The sequence below is a fragment of the Enterococcus sp. DIV0421 genome, from assembly GCF_051713745.1.
GTDB classification, from domain to species: domain Bacteria; phylum Bacillota; class Bacilli; order Lactobacillales; family Enterococcaceae; genus Enterococcus_D; species Enterococcus_D casseliflavus.
This window is the reverse complement of record NZ_JBIOQM010000001.1, coordinates 1,894,919-1,911,404: the sequence shown is the minus strand read 5'-3', so window position 1 is coordinate 1,911,404 and position 16,486 is coordinate 1,894,919. Positions and strand designations below refer to the sequence as shown.

General features: G+C 41.1%; 15 protein-coding genes. 1 reads left to right on the top strand and 14 read right to left on the bottom strand.

The window, feature by feature from the left end; genetic code table 11:
- Positions 1–4 precede the first annotated feature (4 nt).
- The 5 genes from IGI96_RS09300 to IGI96_RS09280 form a co-directional block, all read right to left on the bottom strand.
- On the bottom strand, positions 5–802 hold the full coding sequence (locus IGI96_RS09300) for a TIGR00282 family metallophosphoesterase (RefSeq protein WP_010748642.1): 798 nt from the start codon (positions 800–802) through the stop codon (positions 5–7).
- 150 nt (positions 803–952) lie between these two features.
- Positions 953–2,188 carry a peptidase T gene (gene pepT / locus IGI96_RS09295; protein ID WP_005227162.1) on the bottom strand — a complete coding sequence of 412 codons (1,236 nt, stop codon included), beginning with the start codon at positions 2,186–2,188 and terminating at the stop codon, positions 953–955.
- 37 nt (positions 2,189–2,225) lie between these two features.
- On the bottom strand, positions 2,226–2,648 hold the full coding sequence (locus IGI96_RS09290) for a methylglyoxal synthase (RefSeq protein ID WP_438785140.1): 423 nt from the start codon (positions 2,646–2,648) through the stop codon (positions 2,226–2,228).
- Positions 2,649–2,766: 118 nt separating this feature from the next.
- Positions 2,767–3,543, bottom strand: coding sequence for a Cof-type HAD-IIB family hydrolase (locus tag IGI96_RS09285; protein ID WP_005227160.1), 777 nt, complete (start codon positions 3,541–3,543; stop codon positions 2,767–2,769).
- A 217-nt stretch (positions 3,544–3,760) separates the two neighbouring features.
- Positions 3,761–4,558, bottom strand: a complete 798-nt coding sequence (locus IGI96_RS09280; protein ID WP_086338970.1) for a formate/nitrite transporter family protein — start codon at positions 4,556–4,558, stop codon at positions 3,761–3,763.
- 367 nt (positions 4,559–4,925) lie between these two features.
- Between IGI96_RS09280 and rpsD the strand changes: the two genes are divergently transcribed.
- Positions 4,926–5,537, top strand: coding sequence for a 30S ribosomal protein S4 (rpsD, locus tag IGI96_RS09275; RefSeq protein WP_005227158.1), 612 nt, complete (start codon positions 4,926–4,928; stop codon positions 5,535–5,537).
- A 147-nt stretch (positions 5,538–5,684) separates the two neighbouring features.
- Here rpsD and spx read toward each other — a convergent pair whose 3' ends face one another.
- The 9 genes from spx to IGI96_RS09230 form a co-directional block, all read right to left on the bottom strand.
- The gene (spx, locus tag IGI96_RS09270) at positions 5,685–6,134 is read right to left on the bottom strand and encodes a transcriptional regulator Spx (RefSeq protein ID WP_086338968.1); all 450 of its coding nucleotides are present in this window, start codon (positions 6,132–6,134) and stop codon (positions 5,685–5,687) included.
- A 50-nt stretch (positions 6,135–6,184) separates the two neighbouring features.
- Positions 6,185–6,586, bottom strand: a complete 402-nt coding sequence (locus IGI96_RS09265; RefSeq protein WP_005227156.1) for an Asp23/Gls24 family envelope stress response protein — start codon at positions 6,584–6,586, stop codon at positions 6,185–6,187.
- Between the two features lie 286 nt (positions 6,587–6,872).
- Positions 6,873–8,336, bottom strand: coding sequence for a peptidoglycan DD-metalloendopeptidase family protein (locus IGI96_RS09260; protein ID WP_260668196.1), 1,464 nt, complete (start codon positions 8,334–8,336; stop codon positions 6,873–6,875).
- A 223-nt stretch (positions 8,337–8,559) separates the two neighbouring features.
- A complete protein-coding gene (locus IGI96_RS09255; RefSeq protein WP_086338966.1) occupies positions 8,560–10,854 on the bottom strand; it encodes a glycoside hydrolase family 65 protein in 2,295 nt (764 codons plus the stop codon).
- A gap of 13 nt (positions 10,855–10,867) precedes the next feature.
- A complete protein-coding gene (locus tag IGI96_RS09250; RefSeq protein ID WP_438785059.1) occupies positions 10,868–11,881 on the bottom strand; it encodes a LacI family DNA-binding transcriptional regulator in 1,014 nt (337 codons plus the stop codon).
- 219 nt (positions 11,882–12,100) lie between these two features.
- Positions 12,101–12,748 carry a DUF624 domain-containing protein gene (locus IGI96_RS09245; protein ID WP_086338965.1) on the bottom strand — a complete coding sequence of 216 codons (648 nt, stop codon included), beginning with the start codon at positions 12,746–12,748 and terminating at the stop codon, positions 12,101–12,103.
- 62 nt (positions 12,749–12,810) lie between these two features.
- Complete coding sequence (locus IGI96_RS09240; protein WP_086338964.1) at positions 12,811–14,376, bottom strand: extracellular solute-binding protein; 1,566 nt, start codon at positions 14,374–14,376, stop codon at positions 12,811–12,813.
- Between the two features lie 11 nt (positions 14,377–14,387).
- Complete coding sequence (locus IGI96_RS09235; protein ID WP_016609205.1) at positions 14,388–15,275, bottom strand: carbohydrate ABC transporter permease; 888 nt, start codon at positions 15,273–15,275, stop codon at positions 14,388–14,390.
- Positions 15,276–15,284: 9 nt separating this feature from the next.
- Positions 15,285–16,244 carry an ABC transporter permease gene (locus IGI96_RS09230; RefSeq protein WP_438785138.1) on the bottom strand — a complete coding sequence of 320 codons (960 nt, stop codon included), beginning with the start codon at positions 16,242–16,244 and terminating at the stop codon, positions 15,285–15,287.
- Positions 16,245–16,486: the final 242 nt, after the last annotated feature.

The following is a 16,486-nucleotide window of genomic DNA, read 5'->3' as shown; positions in this document are numbered from 1 at the left end:
TCTCCTATTCTGTAAACGGGCGATCTTCACTGATTTGGATCGGACGGATCGATTTTGCTTTACCAGTGGCTTCATCAATCTCAAGCAAGCAAGCCGACAAAATACTGCGGCCTTTTTCAATCACTTCAAACCGTTGCGGCAACGCCGTCAAAAATTTTTCAATGACTGGTTCGCGTTTCATCCCCAAGATCCCATCATAAGGACCAGTCATGCCGACATCTGACAAATAAGCTGTTCCTTGGGGCAAAATCCGCGCATCATTGGTCTGGACATGGGTATGCGTGCCGACGACTGCCGAAACACGGCCATCCAAATACCAGCCCATCGCTTGTTTTTCGCTGGTGGTCTCCCCATGAAAATCCACAAAGATAAACGGTGTACGTTTGCGGGCAATCGCAACCAGTTCATCCATTTTGCGAAACGGATCATCAAGGTCTACCATGAACGAGCGAGCTTGCATGTTGATCACCGCTAATTCAATGGTGTTGACTTTCACAAATACCATGCCGACGCCCGGTGTTCCCTCTGGAAAATTGGCTGGACGAATCATTTTCTTCGCATCGCCAATAAATTCAAAAATGTCACGGTTGTCCCATGTATGATTGCCTAATGTCACGACATCGACACCATCTTGCAAAAATTTCTTATAGATTTTACCAGTGATCCCACGACCCGCCGCCGCATTCTCGCCGTTTGCGATCGTCACCTGTGGCCGATACGCCTTTTTTAATTTTGGAAGGTACTCCGTGATCGTTTCTCTTCCTAATGAACCAACTACATCTCCAATGAATAATACCCGCACACATTTTTCCTCTTCTCTTTTAGCTTCTTTTCTATTATAAGGGTTTTGGTCCAGAAAAAAAAGGTTCTTTCACTTGCGGTTCTTCCCTGCAGCAGGACAAAAAAACACGCTAGACTCTTTCGCATCAGTCTAGCGTTTCGCTCAATTCTCTTAGGAAACAGTGGTGTCCTCTTGTCCTACATGTTCTACGATCGCCACGATCAAATCACGGGCTTTTTCCATCGCTTCCACGGTAATAAATTCATACTGGCCATGGAAGTTTTCACCGCCGACAAATAAGTTCGGTGTTGGGATCCCTTTATAGGTGATTTTCGAGCCATCGGTCCCGCCACGAAACGGTGCTTCGATCGGCGTCACGCCAATCGCTTGCATCCCTGCTCGGGCAGCTTCGATACTGCGGGGATCTTTCTTGATCAAATCCCCCATATTGTAATATTGATCATACAGCGTATAGGTGATACGTTCTTGCCCATAGGCTGTGTTCAGTTCATCAATGATCCCTACGATGTTGGCTTTTCGCTGTTCAAAAAGCGTATGATCGTGATCACGAATGATATAAGAAACTTCTGCTCGACCAATATGTCCCGTCAAATTGTGCAGCAGGTAGAAGCCTTCATACCCGCGGGTGCGTTCAGGAACTTCCTCTGCTGGAAGGGCATCGTCGATTTGGTGCGCGATTTTCAAGGCGTTGACCAAACGACCATAGGCAGTCCCAGGATGCACACTCGTACCGTCGATCGTTATATCGATACGAGCCGCATTAAAGGTTTCATATTCCATATGCCCCACGCGACCACTGTCCATCGTGTAAGCAAATGCCACTGGAAAATCCGCCGCATCAAAGCGATCAGCGCCAGTCCCGATCTCTTCGTCAGGGCCAAAAGCGACCCAGACATCGCCACGCTTATGCGCATCCATCGTTTGTAAGATCCGCAGCGCATCAATGATCTCTGCGATACCAGCTTTATCATCTGCACCCAGCAGGGTCGTTCCATCCGTTGTGATCAACGTTTCGCCGACATAGTCTTTGAGATTAGGAAATTCAGCAGTTGTCATATAAATGGCTTTTTCTTTATTTAAACAAACATCCTTGCCATCGTAATTTTCATGGATCTGCGGTTGAATATTTTCAGCTTCGAAATCTGCCGTATCTACATGGGCAATAAAGCCAATCGCCGTTTTTTCAGGATTGCCAGGTAGACGTCCGATCACAAAACTATTCTTTTCATAGTAAGCAACATCCGCTAACCCCATCTCGATCAACTGATCTTTCAATAAAAGAGCCAACTCAACTTGTCCCTGCGTCGTTGGGATGGTCTGACTCGTGGCATCCGAGCGAGTATTCATTTTTGCATAGGTCAAAAAATCCTTTAAGATTGCTTTCAATTCTGCACGTCCTTTTTCTTCAATTCTTCTACTATCTTTATAACGACAGGGGACGATTGTCCGTTTCGTGGATCACTTGTCGAAAATCAGCAAAGCCAGGTGCTAACCCGCGCAGCAAGATCTCTGCCGTTCCCATATTGGTGGCTAAAGGAATCTCGTACACGTCTGACAAGCGAATCAATGCCGTTACATCTGGTTCATGGGGTTGTGCGGCTAAAGGATCGCGCAAAAAGATCACCATGTCCAAGTCATCTTGCGAAATCATGGCGCCAATTTGCTGGTCTCCTCCCAGCGGCCCTGATTTGTAGCGGTGGACAGGCAACTGGGTTGCTTCTTCGATCCTCTTCCCCGTAGTTCCTGTTGCGAAAAGTTCATGCTGCGCTAAAATTTCTCGATAGGCAGTCACTAATTTTACCATTACATCCTTTTTTCGATCATGAGCAATCAATGCGATTTTCATTTGCTGCATTCCCCCTTTTTTCTATTGTACCAATTTATTTTCTTTGCGACCGAGAAAAAACAAAAAAACATAGCACAGATGCCGCAAATCGACTGTGCTATGTCTAAAGGATTCCTTTTTAAATCAGTTGTAATTCTTTCAAGGCTAACCAGATGCCATCTTCATCATTGCTAGCAGTCACCATATCTGCGACTTGTTGGATCTCAGGGACCGCATTGCCCATTGCCACACCGACACCTGCGGCAGTCAGCATCTCACGATCGTTTTGGCCATCACCAAAACAGATCACATCTTCTTGTGCTATCCCTAATTGTTCCGCGACGCACAGGATCGTTGCTGCTTTGGAGCCTTCTTTTGGAACGACATCCACACTGTTTTCATGCCAACGTACAAAACGCAGTTTGCTGTATTTCTCGTCAAAGAAATGCTCATACTCTTTTCCGTAAAAAGCCAATGCTTGATAGACTTCTTTTTCTTCAGGAAAGTCCATGTCCAACTCAGGAAGTTGGGCACCAAAGGAATGCATCGCTGCTTCCATTTTAGCAATATCCAACGAAGACGCTCGTTTCGCTGTATCCATCCCGACAAAGGCCGTATCGATCCCAAGCTCTTGGGCTTCTGCCACGAAAGCAGCCAATTGCGTTTCATCGAGCAAATTTTTATACACCTGCTGATGCGAAAGAAAGGCGGCTGCCCCATTACATAGAATGTAATTATCAAAGGACAATGAACGAATAATGTCTTGGGCGTGAAAACGACTGCGCCCAGTGGCAACGGTCACGAAATGGCCAGCATCTCGCAGAAGGTCAAGGGCTTTTAGCGTACTATCTAGTGGCTGTTTGTTCGAGTCAAGCAAGGTTCCATCAATATCAAAGGCAAAGAATTTCCGATTCATAAAAGGTTAAGGCTCGCTTTCTATTAAGAAGTAACTAAGATTTTGGTCTTGGTTGCGGTCATTTTTACAAAAAACAGCAAGAAAAACCGTACATACTTATTCTTAACACAAATGACCGCTGATTTCAACGCTCCGTTAAGGGATGATAGCTTCTTCCTGGAGAAATGTTAGAGAAAAGAAAAAAAGAAGCATCGCTGCTTCTTTTTGTAGGTTCTGATTAGTCGACATAGGTCGATTTTGAGTTGTTCAACCACGCGTAACCCAGTCCCATGACCAAGCCACCGCCGATATAGTTACCGATAAAGGCAAAAACTAAATTATGGATCACACTGCCGACAGTCATGCCTGCCAAGTGTCCACCTGAAGCCCAGAAAGCTAAGGTAAACGCTGGGAAGTTAGCGATGACGTGTTCGAAGCCTAAGAAAGCAAAGATGAAGATGATGAAAATGATTGCTGCGACTTTTCCAGCATCGTCTTTCATCCGCATGCTGACCAACACGGCTGTGTTTACCACGATATTAGCGAACATCGCTTCCACTAAAATTTGGATAGTGGATTTTTCTAATTTTGCAGTGATCGAGGTCAGCATAAAGTTGTCTGCGGTCAGCCCTTGAAAAGGTCCCGTTAGCGCAACGATCGAGCCGAAGACCACCCCGCCGATCAAGTTGAATAAGACACACGTAAGCAAAATTTTCAATGCCAAAGGAATACTTAGACGTTTACGGTAAACCCCAACAGTCATATACAACATATTCGATGTTCCTAATTCTGCGTTCATATAAAGAATCATGACTAAAGACCAGCTAAACATAAATGCATACAAAATTTTTCCTAACCCGTGAACCATTGATTCACCTTTCATAGCGATCGCAAAAGCAATAGCTGTTCCGAGGGTTAAGAATAAACAAGCCATCATCGCACGTACAGCGTAACGCAAATAACTACTCTTGATCAAATCGATTTTCTTTTCTATGGATGAATCGATCTTCTCAAATAATGGGGATACTGGATTCATTTTTCTACTCCTTTTATGAAAAATTTTACTTCGTTATAATTTGCACAATACTTCCATATTCTAATGACGAAATGCTGATTTGTAAAGAGATATTTGAAAATATAAGTAATTAATGAAAAATTTCCAGCTTTGTTTTCATCAAATCCAAAGCCAGCTCCATCTTGACTTTTGCCCCTAGTTTGTCGTATACTATTCCTTGTGTAAAATAATGCAGCAGGAAAATAACAGCTCGTCACCAGTTCGTTGCCCCTCGGGTGCAATTGCGTAACCGCGGCTGCAAAGGTGAAGATTGAAGAACGAACTGCACGAATGTGAGTTTTTCAACGGATTATTTTACTCCAAACTATTTTATTGGAGGAACTAAATTATGTCTCGTTATACAGGACCATCATGGAAAATTTCTCGTCGTTTAGGAATTTCTTTATCAGAAACTGGAAAAGAATTGGCACGTCGCCCTTACGCTCCAGGTCAACACGGACCAAACAGCCGTGGCAAAAAATCAGAATACGGCATGCAATTAACTGAAAAACAAAAATTGCGTCATATGTATGGCATGAACGAACGTCAATTCCGTACATTGTTTATCAAAGCAAGCAAAATCAAAGAAGGTAAACACGGTGTTAACTTCATGATCTTGCTAGAACAACGCTTAGATAACGTTGTTTACCGTCTAGGTTTAGCAACTACTCGTCGTCAAGCACGTCAATTAGTAAACCACGGTCACGTTTTAGTTGATGGCAAACGCGTTGATATCCCTTCATACCACGTTGAAGTTGGACAAGTCATCAGCGTTCGTGAAAAATCACAAAACATCTCAACAATCAAAGAAGCAGTTGAAGCAACAGCTGGCCGCGCGTCATTTGTAAGCTTTGACAGCGAAAAATTAGAAGGTTCATTAACTCGTTTACCTGAGCGTGATGAATTGTCTGCAGAAGTTGACGAAGCACTAGTCGTTGAATTCTACAACCAAAAACTTTAAGATTTCAACCGACACGATTCCTTTTGGGAATCGTGTTTTTTTGTGGACTCAGCGGATTTACGGATCCCTTTAAGAAGACCTTTGAAAAATACCAAAAAAACCGACAATGATACATCGCTGTATTCATTTGCCGGTTTTGTTCCTATTTTAGATAAAGTTCGCAACAGATTCGCCTTCTTCTTGCTTTTGGCGATAATTAAACATGAGCAGCTCTGTTTGGCGTCGTTTGAAAATGATCTTTCGTAAGTTTCGTGGCACGAATTTACGAATGTCTTCTTCATTGTATCCCACTTGGAGCTTGTTCTCATCTAAGATAATTGGTCGTTTCAATAAGTTCGGGTATTTTTCGATCAATGAAAGTAACTCTTCTAGCTTCAACTCTTCTAAATCAATATCTAGCTTTTGGTACACTTTCGAACGAGTAGATATAATGTCTTCCGTTCCATTTTTCGTTAAAGAAAGAATCTCCATTAGTTCATCACTATTTAATGGATTGCTAAAAATGTTTCTCTCTTTAAATGGTAGTTCATTTTCGGTCAACCATGCACGGGCTTTACGACATGACGTACAGCTGGGTGTTGTATATAGTGATATCATTTGTTCATTCTTCCTTTCTCTTTGATGTACTTCGATTTTTTGTTTGGTGCTCAACCTTCGATTTGATCGATCGTTTCCTGTTTGACGATATCGGCGATTCGAATATTGATCTCTTTGACTTTCAAAGAAGTCAAGCGGCTAATTTCTTCTAAGACCACTTCTTGGACTTGCGCAAAGAGTTTGGGGATATCTTTGCCGTAAGCCACGATTACTTCCAAATCAACTGCAACCTCTTCTTTGCCAACTTCCACATCAATGCCAGAAGCGACTTGCGGCTGTTCTTCAAGGTTTTCGGTCATATCTGAAAGAAATCTGCCATTTACACTAATCAAGCCATCAATTGACTGCAAAGCGACACCAACAATTGTTTCAATGACTTTCTCTTCAAAGGACAGTGGACTTGCTTGCGCTGCTTCATTAGACACATTCGTTGTTTGCTGATCGTCAGTCATTTTTCACACTCCTTGGTTAAATAAGAAAGGATACTAGAGACATCGCAAAGTCGCATACACGACCTTGTCTAAAGTGGACATTCCTCTTGGGAATTTTTTTCCCTACCTTTCTAGCATAAATTCTTTTTGTTTTTTTTACAAAGAAAAACACTTGTTTTCGGAATAAATTTATCGTGCAAGATAAAATGAATGCGCTAAAAAAATCTCAAAGCATAATTTTCCTGAAATGATTCGTTTTTCTTGACAAAAAAAAAGAAAGCATCTACAACGCTCTCTTTTTTTCGTGTTATTTTGACAAAACTTCCAACGGATCAATCAGTTGGTGCCGCGCTAAACTTGGTGAAAGACTGACTTCAAAATGCAAGTGCGGGCCTGTACTGTTCCCCGTACTTCCCATGGAAGCAATCACCTCGCCTTGTTCGACCGTTTGACCGACTTCCACTAAATTGCGATGATTGTGGGCATACAATGTCGTCAACCCATCTTTGTGCTCGATGGCAACATAATTTCCCCATGAAGAATGATATTCTGAGCGGATCACCGTTCCTGAAAGACTAGCCATGATTGGCGTTCCTTGCGGTGCGGCGAAGTCCACTCCACGATGAAACCCATTGCCTCGTGGACCAAAGACAGAGGAGACAACTGGATTGCTGACAGGATAGATCATCTTTTCGCTGCCTGTCGGTAATTCTGGTTTCTCTTTGTCATAACTCGTCAGGGCATACGCTTCGATCAGCGCATTCAGCTTCTCATTGTATTGTGTATCTGATGCATAACGTCCGGTCAGATATTCCGTGGCGTCTTCATAAGATTCCGTTTCTGATTTCCAAACACCTTTATAAAAATTCGGATTGTGGTCCAATCCTTCTTTCAACAATTTCGCATAATCTTTCAAAGAAGATTCGATGCTGTCATATTGGCGAAAAGTGGCATGAACTGTGTATAAATTACCAGAACCATCGTCTTCTTGCGTTTGGAAGGAAATCCCATTCCCTTCATAAAGTCCCTTAATACCAAATAGGTTATAAAAAGGCTCCTGGCTCAGACGGCTTCTTCCGCTGCCAGACTCTAAAATCGCTTGGGCAATCATGACCGATGCGTAAAGATCTTCTTCTTGTCCAACTTTACGAGCATCTTCTCCAATCTCCATAATAAAGTCCCACGTTTCTTTGACTGGCGTGACTTCAAATTTTGCTGGCTCATCTTCTTGTGGCGGCGTTACTGTCAACTCTGGTACATTCGGTACTTCTTTGATGTCAGGCGAAGGCTGGCTTGGTGTTGATTCTGGCTCTGGATTTGGTGTTGTCTCTGGTTCCGGTTCTGGTTCCGGTTCTGGTTCCGGTTCTGGATTTGGTGCTGGATTTGGTTCTGGTTCTTCTGGTTCTGGCGCCGGCTCAGGTGTTGGTTCTGGTTCTGGATTCGGCTCAGGATCAGGATTTGGTGTCGGCTCTTCTGGTTCCGGTGTTGGTTCTGGTGTCGGGGTTGGTTCTGGCAAAGGTTCTGGTGTTGGCTGTTCAGGAGCAGGTGTTGACTCTCCTGGAACTACTTCGCCGTTTTCTCCTGGTACCGTTGCGGCATCTTCAGGGACCAAGCCCATGGTTGGCCCGTTCACTCCCGGAACCGTTGACTCAGCTGTATTTTGACCTGCAGTAGACTCGTTCGTCAAAACAGATGCGGCAGCCGATACTGGCAGCATTGTTGAAAATTGACTGGTAATAATGGCAATCGCCATCCATTTTTTTATTTTCATTCGTGAACTTTCCTCCTTTATTCCTCCCTCTATCATACAAAAAATGCAAGAAACTTTGTAATCAATTTTTGCATTCCTATATGAAAAACGAGAAAAACTTGATTTTTCGCTACTCTTCCCTATCTTTAATTACGCACAAGAAGTTCCTCTTGCTTGCAAAAAAACAAAAAACAACGGTGCTGTTCTTCACCGTTGTTTTTTATGCGAATGAGCGCCAAGAAATTCAGACGATTCTTTTCGTTGCTCGCTCAATGACGATGGGGTTTTGAGTAAGCGTCACTTTCTTTTGATAGACTTGTAGTTGAATAGCACTACCCTCTATTAGCGAAATTTTGATTGACTGATGGTTGACTGACACGTCAATCAAACATTGGTTATACGTAATTTTGAATGTATATTTTTTCCAGTCTGCTGGAATTGTGGGGGCTATTTTTATTCCTTCTCCATCAGTTCTCACGCCACCAAATCCATAGACGATATTCATCCAAGCTGCAGCAATCGAAGTCATATGCAATCCTTCACGAGTATTACGATTGAAATTATCTAGATCCATTCTAGTGGCAAATTCAAAAAAATGATAAGCTTCATTTTCCATGCCCAATTCTGCCGCCAAAATAGAATGAATTGAAGGTGACAGCGAGGATTCGTGAATCGTCCTTGGTTCATAGTAATCATAGTTGACTTGCTTTTCCGCTTTCGGAAAAGATTGGTTATACAAGAAAAGAAACATTAAGACATCTGGTTGTTTGATCATATTGTTACGATAGATTCGATCGTAGGACCAATGATCATAAAGCGGGAACTCTTCGATGGGAATCGACCGGATATCCACATGAGGTAATTTGAAAAAACCATCATGTTGTTCAAACAAACCATACTCCGTTTTTAAAATAAGCATTTCTTTGCTACAAATTTGCCAGTAGCCAATCTCCTTTTCACTCAAACCATGCGCTGATAGAAGGGTACTATATCTAGTTTCATCACTCGTTTTCAATTTTTTCAATACCTCTACAGTATAATCGAATGTTCTTTTCGCCATATAATTTGTATACGTGTTGTGATTTACCATCATCTGAAATTCATCTGGTCCCATCACCCCAAAAAAGCCAAATTCACCTTCTGGAGACCAATCACCTCTAGAAGCCAAAAAGCGTGAAATTTCAATCAGCATTTCGATTCCGTGTCCATACAAAAATTCAGTATCTTTTGCTACCTGCATGTAGTGCCAGATACCATAAGCAACAGCAGTGCTTGGCTGAAACTGAAGGCTGGCATGCTGCCAAAGATCGCTGGCTTCGTTCCCATTCAATGTAGCGATGGGATAACACGCTCCTTGGCAATCAAGCTGGCGTGCTCGTTTTTTTGCTTCCGCCAAAGTATGATAGCGAAATTCTAATAAATTTTTTGCAGCATCAAGATTTGTCAATAAGTAAAAAGGAAGGCAGGAAGTTTCCGTATCCCAAAAAGCATGGCCACCGTATGCTTCACCAGTGAGCCCTTTCGCACCAATATTATGACTAGGATCTTGACCATGGTATGTTTGATGTAGCTGAAAGATGCAGTAGCGAATCCCTTGTTGATTACTTGGATCACCATCGATTTGGATGTCTTCCTTAGCCCAAACATTTTGCCAATAGGTGCGACTCTTTCGTTCCATCTCATCAAAGGAAAGACTTTTTTCCAGATCGGTGAGACAATGGTGTTTTAGTTGATTTAAATCAAGTCCGGTTTTATCGGCAATATTTACCGCATTTCGGTTTACTTGAAAGTTCATCCCTTCTTCTAGTTTAACGTTAAACTTGCGGCCGATAAATTTATCCCTTTCCACAAGTTGCGTGTCGAGGGACTCAGTGGCGGATAAAGAAAAGCCAGCATAAATGGTTTGCTTGGTGCTTCTTGTTTCTGCTGCTAAAAACGCATGCCTGTTTGAAGATTCTTTTTCTCGTTCCACCCAAAAATTTTGACCTTCAGATAGATGGCTCGTGGCAAAGTCAATCCCCATCAAAATTGAGATGGATGGACTACCTTCAATGACTTTTAACGAGATCTGCTGATACCCTAATGATACCGTTTCTCTATCTAGTGAACGTACAAAAGTCACTTTTAATTTGATATCCTTCTCAGGTTTCCAATAAAAACTACGAGTCAAGATACCTGTTCTAAGATCAAGTCGTCGTTGAAAAGATTCGATATCTGAATAAGCTAAATCTAGTAACACCTCACCACACCAAATTCTGGTATATAGCCAATCGACCGCATTGACCATAAAATGACTCCTCGAAATGATCCCCTTATACTTTACGCGGTTTTCCTTAGGGCTATTTTCGTAGATTCCATTGAAGTAGCTACCTAGCAATCGTTCTCCCGAATATCCTTCTTCAAAATAACCACGGATGCCCATATATTCATTTGCCAAAGAAAAGATCGATTCGGACACTTCACTTCGTTCTTTATCAAACCCTTCTTCTGAAACACTCCACGGATCAACCGTATAGTATCTATCTGCAATCTTCCCCATAACACGTTCCTTTCTAGTATGTTGTTTTTCTTACAATCAATTTCCCATTGAGTAATGTGATTTGCGGTTCATTCGAATGGTTATCAATGATATTGACCAAGGTAGTCATGGCTGCTTCCCCTTTTTTAATCTGATCTAATCTGATCGTAGTTAACGGAGGATCATTTAAAGCTGCATAACGGATATCATCAAAACTGATGATCGACAGTTTCTTTTCATAAAAAATAGCTTCTTGTTTTAATTTATGAATAAACTTGATCGCTAAGTAGTCTGCTGTAACGAGCACTGCTTGAAACTTGTCTATGCTGCTGATCATTGTTGCTTGTTGTTCTTCTGTATACTCTAATCCCTCATCAGGCTTTATACCAAAATCCTGCAAAGCCTGATGATAGCCTAGATACCTTTGTTGAATAACCGATGTCTTTGATTGATCAAATTCATAGGACAAAAAGCCGATCTTAGTCAGACCCTTTTCAAGTAAAAAGGCAGTCGCTTCATATGCCGCTTTTTGATCATTCGTATTGATAAAAAAACTATTCGGATAGTCCGTGATTCGATTGAACACTTCATCCTCTAGATGCGTATCAATGAAAACGATTGGGACCTGGACAATCCGATTGACTTCTTCAAATAATTCTTGACTAAATCCTACTGCAATAAACCCATCAAATTTCCAATTTTTCTGTAATTCTCCAATATCATCTGTTTTGGTCACGCTATGGACGAATGTAAAAAAGCTGTGCTCTTTCGTCACTCGCTGTATACCATCTAGAACTTCTGTCACAAAAGGGTCCGCAAAGTCCAAATTTTTTTGATCTGAAAAATACAGTACCCCAATTAAGCGAGAAGAAGATTTGACTAACGCTCGTGCATTCATATTTGGTGAATAATTATATTTTTTTATGATCCCTTCGATCATTTCTATCTTATCTTGGGACACACGGTGCGCTTTTTTATTTATAACATTCGAGACTGTCGTCACACTGACCCCTGCTTCTTCTGCAATTTTTTTAATTGTAATCCTCATGCGCTTTGTCCTTTCGATAGTACTTGTTTTTCCTTATTATACCGCATTGTCGAGAAGCATCAATCAAAGGATAGCCAACAAGAATGGGTACCCTTTATTAGAACAATGACAATTTAAGAAAGTGGACTCTTTCCTCCTTTAGTTCTTCTTACGCTCTCTATTTTGTAGGACAAAGGGGCACAGCACATGGATCAAGGTCTCTAGCTAACTACGAACTCATCAAATTTCTTGGGGTTCAGCGATGGTTCGCTCAGTCTTTTGATACATTTTTTTTAAGAGTAGATTATTGATCAATGAAGTCATGGCGAACCCACCAAACGTATAAACGTAAATAGCAGTCAACAATCTTTCGGGACTACTCAAGCTAAAATACATCATCATACTATTAAAGAGCAACAGCAAACCCGCTTGCTTCCCATTTTGAATCGCTATCAGCAAACAGTTCTTGATACTACGCCACACACCATCTTCATATCTACCAATATAAGAAAATAGCATGACAAACAATAATAAGAGACAGACGATGAAAGGGAATAAAATGGCTAAGCCAATCACCCTAAAGACTATATCTTGAAGGGTAAACAAATAGAAATTGAGTGAAAAGATCGTTGTAAAAAAAAGAATACCTACCCAAATAATTGTTGCTTCAAAAAAATCCCTTTTTATCGTAGAAAAGTAGTGTCGCACGAGCCCTTCTTCATGCCCCGCCAGTATTTTTTGCCAACAAGTGTTCATGGCTGTCAAAGAGACGCCGATTGTAAGGATCGGCAGACTAGTAAGAAGAAATAAGCCATTAAGCAAGCATATATCGGTAATCCTTGTTAATCCTTTCATCAATGGCGTATCAAATCGAAACAAAGTTTTCATGTATACTCCTTTCACCTAGAATAGGAAGGCTGAAGCAGTATTTCTACTTCAGCCCGCACGATCTAATTTATAATTGCTGAGTATCGATCAAAGGCATCATTTTGGATCCCCATAAACTCTTCGATCCCCATTGCGTTCAATTGTTCCAGATAGCCCTCCCATTCTTCTTCAATTCCGCCTTCTACTACCCATTTGGCAGCCATTTGCGAAGCATAAGAACTAATATCTACATAAAGTGCTGACAACCGAGCCAATTCTTCTTGCGAGTAAATCACATTCGGAAATGCAGGTTGGACGTATTGATTGATTTCACTATCAAGAATCAATTTCAATCCATCCCCTTGTGTTTCATCAATCGTCACACGCTCATTAAATTGATCATCCACATATTTTGGTCCAAAATCGCGCAATGAATTGATCCAAGCCCATTCATCCGCTGATTTCCCATCCTGTGGTGGTAAAACTGTATACTGGTCCCCGTTTTTCTCAACACCAACACCAAATGAGCCATAAAAGGTTTGAATGCTTGCATCATCTGTATAGAATTGATCAGCCCACTTTAAGAGCGCAGCAGGGTTTTCACAACTCGTTGTTATCATAAACTCATTCCGACCGTAGTTATAATGATCTGGATCGGATATGACATAGCGTTGTCCATCTGGTCCTTTCAATGGTGGTAGTGCAACATACTCCTCAGCATGTAAGCCAAACGTTGCATCCGCCGTCCATCCAGCAGCCACCCCTACAAGAGCGGTATCTTTATTCATTCGTTTCGCATCACTCATGGATGTATCTTGGGTAAACAATTCTGGATCAATCAATCCTGCTTGATACGCCTCACTCATCCAAGCAATGCCATCACGATAGGTTTCTTCCATGCGTAAATAGATTGGTTTTCCATCCTTCATTGACATTTCGTACGTATTGTCAGCTCCAAGCCGATTGTTAAACGGTAAAATGAATGAGAAGGTTTCACTAAAGTTTCCGACACCATACGGGATCTCATCCGTTGCATCTCCATTTCCATTGGCGTCCTCTTCTTTAAAAGCTGTTAAGACATCAATAAAATCTTCATACGTATCAGGCATCTCCAAGCCAAGATTATCAAGCCATGTTTGATTGATAAATAGTTGGTTCGCAATGAGCGGACGCATCGGTAGTTTTTTCGGTAAGCTATAGATATGCCCGTCTGGAGAGGTGATCATTGCTTTAATTTTCGGATCTTCCGACATAATGCGAGTAAGATTAGGCATGTTTTCTGCAATCAAGTCTTCTAAAGGGATAAACACATCTTGATTTTGGGCTATTTCGGCATCATTAAAGGTGATTGACCCTAAAAAGGCATCAGGCAAATCGCCTCCAGCCATCAAAACAGACTTTCTCTCACCCCAATCTGCTGAAAGATGAATATCCCATTCGATTTGAATCCCTGCATTTTCTTCTGCTTCTTCTAAAAAGCCTTTTGTAAAATCATCTCCCCAGTCTGACCAGCGAACAGTGGTGATTTTAAATTGATTCGTGTCACTTCCTTGCTCCTCTACGGCTCCTTCATTTCCACAGCCAGTCATCATCCCTAAAATTCCTAAAGAACAAAACAAATACCTCCATTTAAACTGTTTCATCATCATTCCTCCATTTTTTATTCTTTCAACGCGCCGATCATGACACCTTGATTAAAATACTTTTGTAAAAACGGGTATAACATCATAATTGGTGCTGTTGATACGACAATTGCTGCATATTTCATCATGTCTGCCGTTGCTCTTAGCTCAGATGCAAGTTCTCCGGTTGCTTGTGTTTGTAGTAATTGATTACTTATTAGTAATCGTCTAAGTATCAATTGCAGTGGTTGTAGATTGTCATTGGTCAAATAAATCAATGCATTGAACCACGAGTTCCAAATACCAACTGCTGTCCATAAACCGATAACAGCCAATATCGCTTTTGAAAGTGGTAACACCATGCTAAAGAAATAACGGATCGTTCCACAACCATCAATTTGAGCTGCTTCCCATAAACCAGCAGGAATACTATTGTTGAAGAATGTTCTAGCTACGATGATATTGTAACTAGATACTGCAAAAGGAATGACCATTACCCAAAACGTATCTAAGAGACCGACATTCTTGATCGTTAAGTAAATCGGGATCAAGCCGCCCGAAACGAACATGGGAATAATAAACAATAAAGCCAGCCATTTCCTACCGTGCAAATCTTTTCTAGATAAGGCATAACCAGCGGGGATATTAACGAATAATGCGACAGCGGTTCCTACGATGGTATATAAAATGGTATTCAAGTAGCCTCGCCAGAATAAGCTCTGCTCAAACAAGCGGATATACCCATCTAATCGCCATTCATTTGGCCACAACCAAACATTTCCATTCCCGACATCCGCTGGATCACTAAAGGAAGCAATGATCACAAACCAAAGCGGATAAATGATTAGAAGGATCAACAAAATGGCTACCCCATAAACAAAGAAATCGAATATCCTTTCAGAACCAGTTTTTTTACTTTTTTTCATAATCTCCTCCTAAAACAGCCCAGTTTTCGTCAAGCGCCTCGACAATGCATTCACTAAGATCAATATAATTATATTGATCACTGTATTAAATAAGCCGATAGCAGTTGAATAACTATATTGAAAGTTTATTAACCCTACTTTATAAACATATGTGGAGATAATTTCACTTCCTGCTAAATTCAAGGCATTTTGTAACAGCAACACTTTTTCAAACCCAACACTCAATAAACTGCCTGCTCTTAATATAAGCAAGATCATTGCGGTGGGAAGAATCAGTGGTAAATCAATGTGCTTGATTTTTTGTAGTCTTGTGGCACCATCCATAGTCGCAGCTTCGTAGTAAGTGGGATCGATCGCTGATAAAGCCGCTAGATAAATAATGCTGTCCCACCCAACATGTTGCCAGACATCACTCCAAACGTATACGCTTGCAAAACTTCCTGGCTGAGAAAGCAAGGAAGGCAATTCTATGCCAACAAGCCGCATGAGGTTGACAATCAAACCATTGGTAGGTGATAGAAACAAGATCAACATCCCGCACATAACCATTGTAGAAATGAAGTGAGATAAATAGGTGGTGACTTGGAAAAACTTCTTGAATTTTTCTACACGAATTTGATTGCAAAGAATTGCTAATGCAATTGGCAATGGAAAGCCGACAATCATACTGTAGAGGGAAATAGTTAGCGTATTTCTAAGGGTTACTCCAAATTGGAACGAATTAAAAAATTGAGAAAAATGCTTAAAACCAACCCACGGACTTCCCAAAATACCCAGTGATGGGGTGTAATCTTTAAATGCAATTACTAAACCATACATTGGAATATAAGTGAATATGACTAATAAAATCAAAGCTGGCGCTAATAAGACGTACAAAGAAAGACTATTTTTCATTTTATTCTTGTGAAAATTTGCGTTGCTTTTTTTTTGCACATGTAACCCTCCTACAAAGAAAATCATTCTTTTCATATTTTTTACGGTAGAGATAGGAAAAAAGTAACTACTCCTCCAAATAGCCTTTCGTCTACTATAGAACGAATGTAAAACAATCATTGGCCACGTATCCTGATTGTTTTTTACTTAGAAGTGAATCAATTTTTTAGTCTGTCTCTTGAAGGTTTAACGTTAAACTATAAGACAAAGTTTAACGTTAAACTTATTCGTTGTCAACGCTTTCATTAATAAAAAACAACAAACCTCTTCTGAGTAAT

Excerpts from the sequence above, each read along its gene's own strand:
- IGI96_RS09280 (WP_086338970.1), bottom strand. The coding sequence starts at position 4,558 with ATGAATCCAGTATCCCCATTATTTGAGAAGATCGATTCATCCATAGAA.
- IGI96_RS09265 (WP_005227156.1), bottom strand. The coding sequence starts at position 6,586 with ATGACTGACGATCAGCAAACAACGAATGTGTCTAATGAAGCAGCGCAA.
- IGI96_RS09255 (WP_086338966.1), bottom strand. The coding sequence starts at position 10,854 with ATGGGGAAGATTGCAGATAGATACTATACGGTTGATCCGTGGAGTGTT.
- IGI96_RS09250 (WP_438785059.1), bottom strand. The coding sequence starts at position 11,881 with ATGAGGATTACAATTAAAAAAATTGCAGAAGAAGCAGGGGTCAGTGTG.
- rpsD (WP_005227158.1), top strand. The coding sequence starts at position 4,926 with ATGTCTCGTTATACAGGACCATCATGGAAAATTTCTCGTCGTTTAGGA.
- IGI96_RS09285 (WP_005227160.1), bottom strand. The coding sequence starts at position 3,543 with ATGAATCGGAAATTCTTTGCCTTTGATATTGATGGAACCTTGCTTGAC.
- IGI96_RS09235 (WP_016609205.1), bottom strand. The coding sequence starts at position 15,275 with ATGAAAAAAAGTAAAAAAACTGGTTCTGAAAGGATATTCGATTTCTTT.
- spx (WP_086338968.1), bottom strand. The coding sequence starts at position 6,134 with ATGATATCACTATATACAACACCCAGCTGTACGTCATGTCGTAAAGCC.
- IGI96_RS09290 (WP_438785140.1), bottom strand. The coding sequence starts at position 2,648 with ATGAAAATCGCATTGATTGCTCATGATCGAAAAAAGGATGTAATGGTA.
- IGI96_RS09245 (WP_086338965.1), bottom strand. The coding sequence starts at position 12,748 with ATGAAAACTTTGTTTCGATTTGATACGCCATTGATGAAAGGATTAACA.
- IGI96_RS09260 (WP_260668196.1), bottom strand. The coding sequence starts at position 8,336 with ATGAAAATAAAAAAATGGATGGCGATTGCCATTATTACCAGTCAATTT.
- IGI96_RS09240 (WP_086338964.1), bottom strand. The coding sequence starts at position 14,376 with ATGATGATGAAACAGTTTAAATGGAGGTATTTGTTTTGTTCTTTAGGA.
- IGI96_RS09230 (WP_438785138.1), bottom strand. The coding sequence starts at position 16,244 with ATGAAAAGAATGATTTTCTTTGTAGGAGGGTTACATGTGCAAAAAAAA.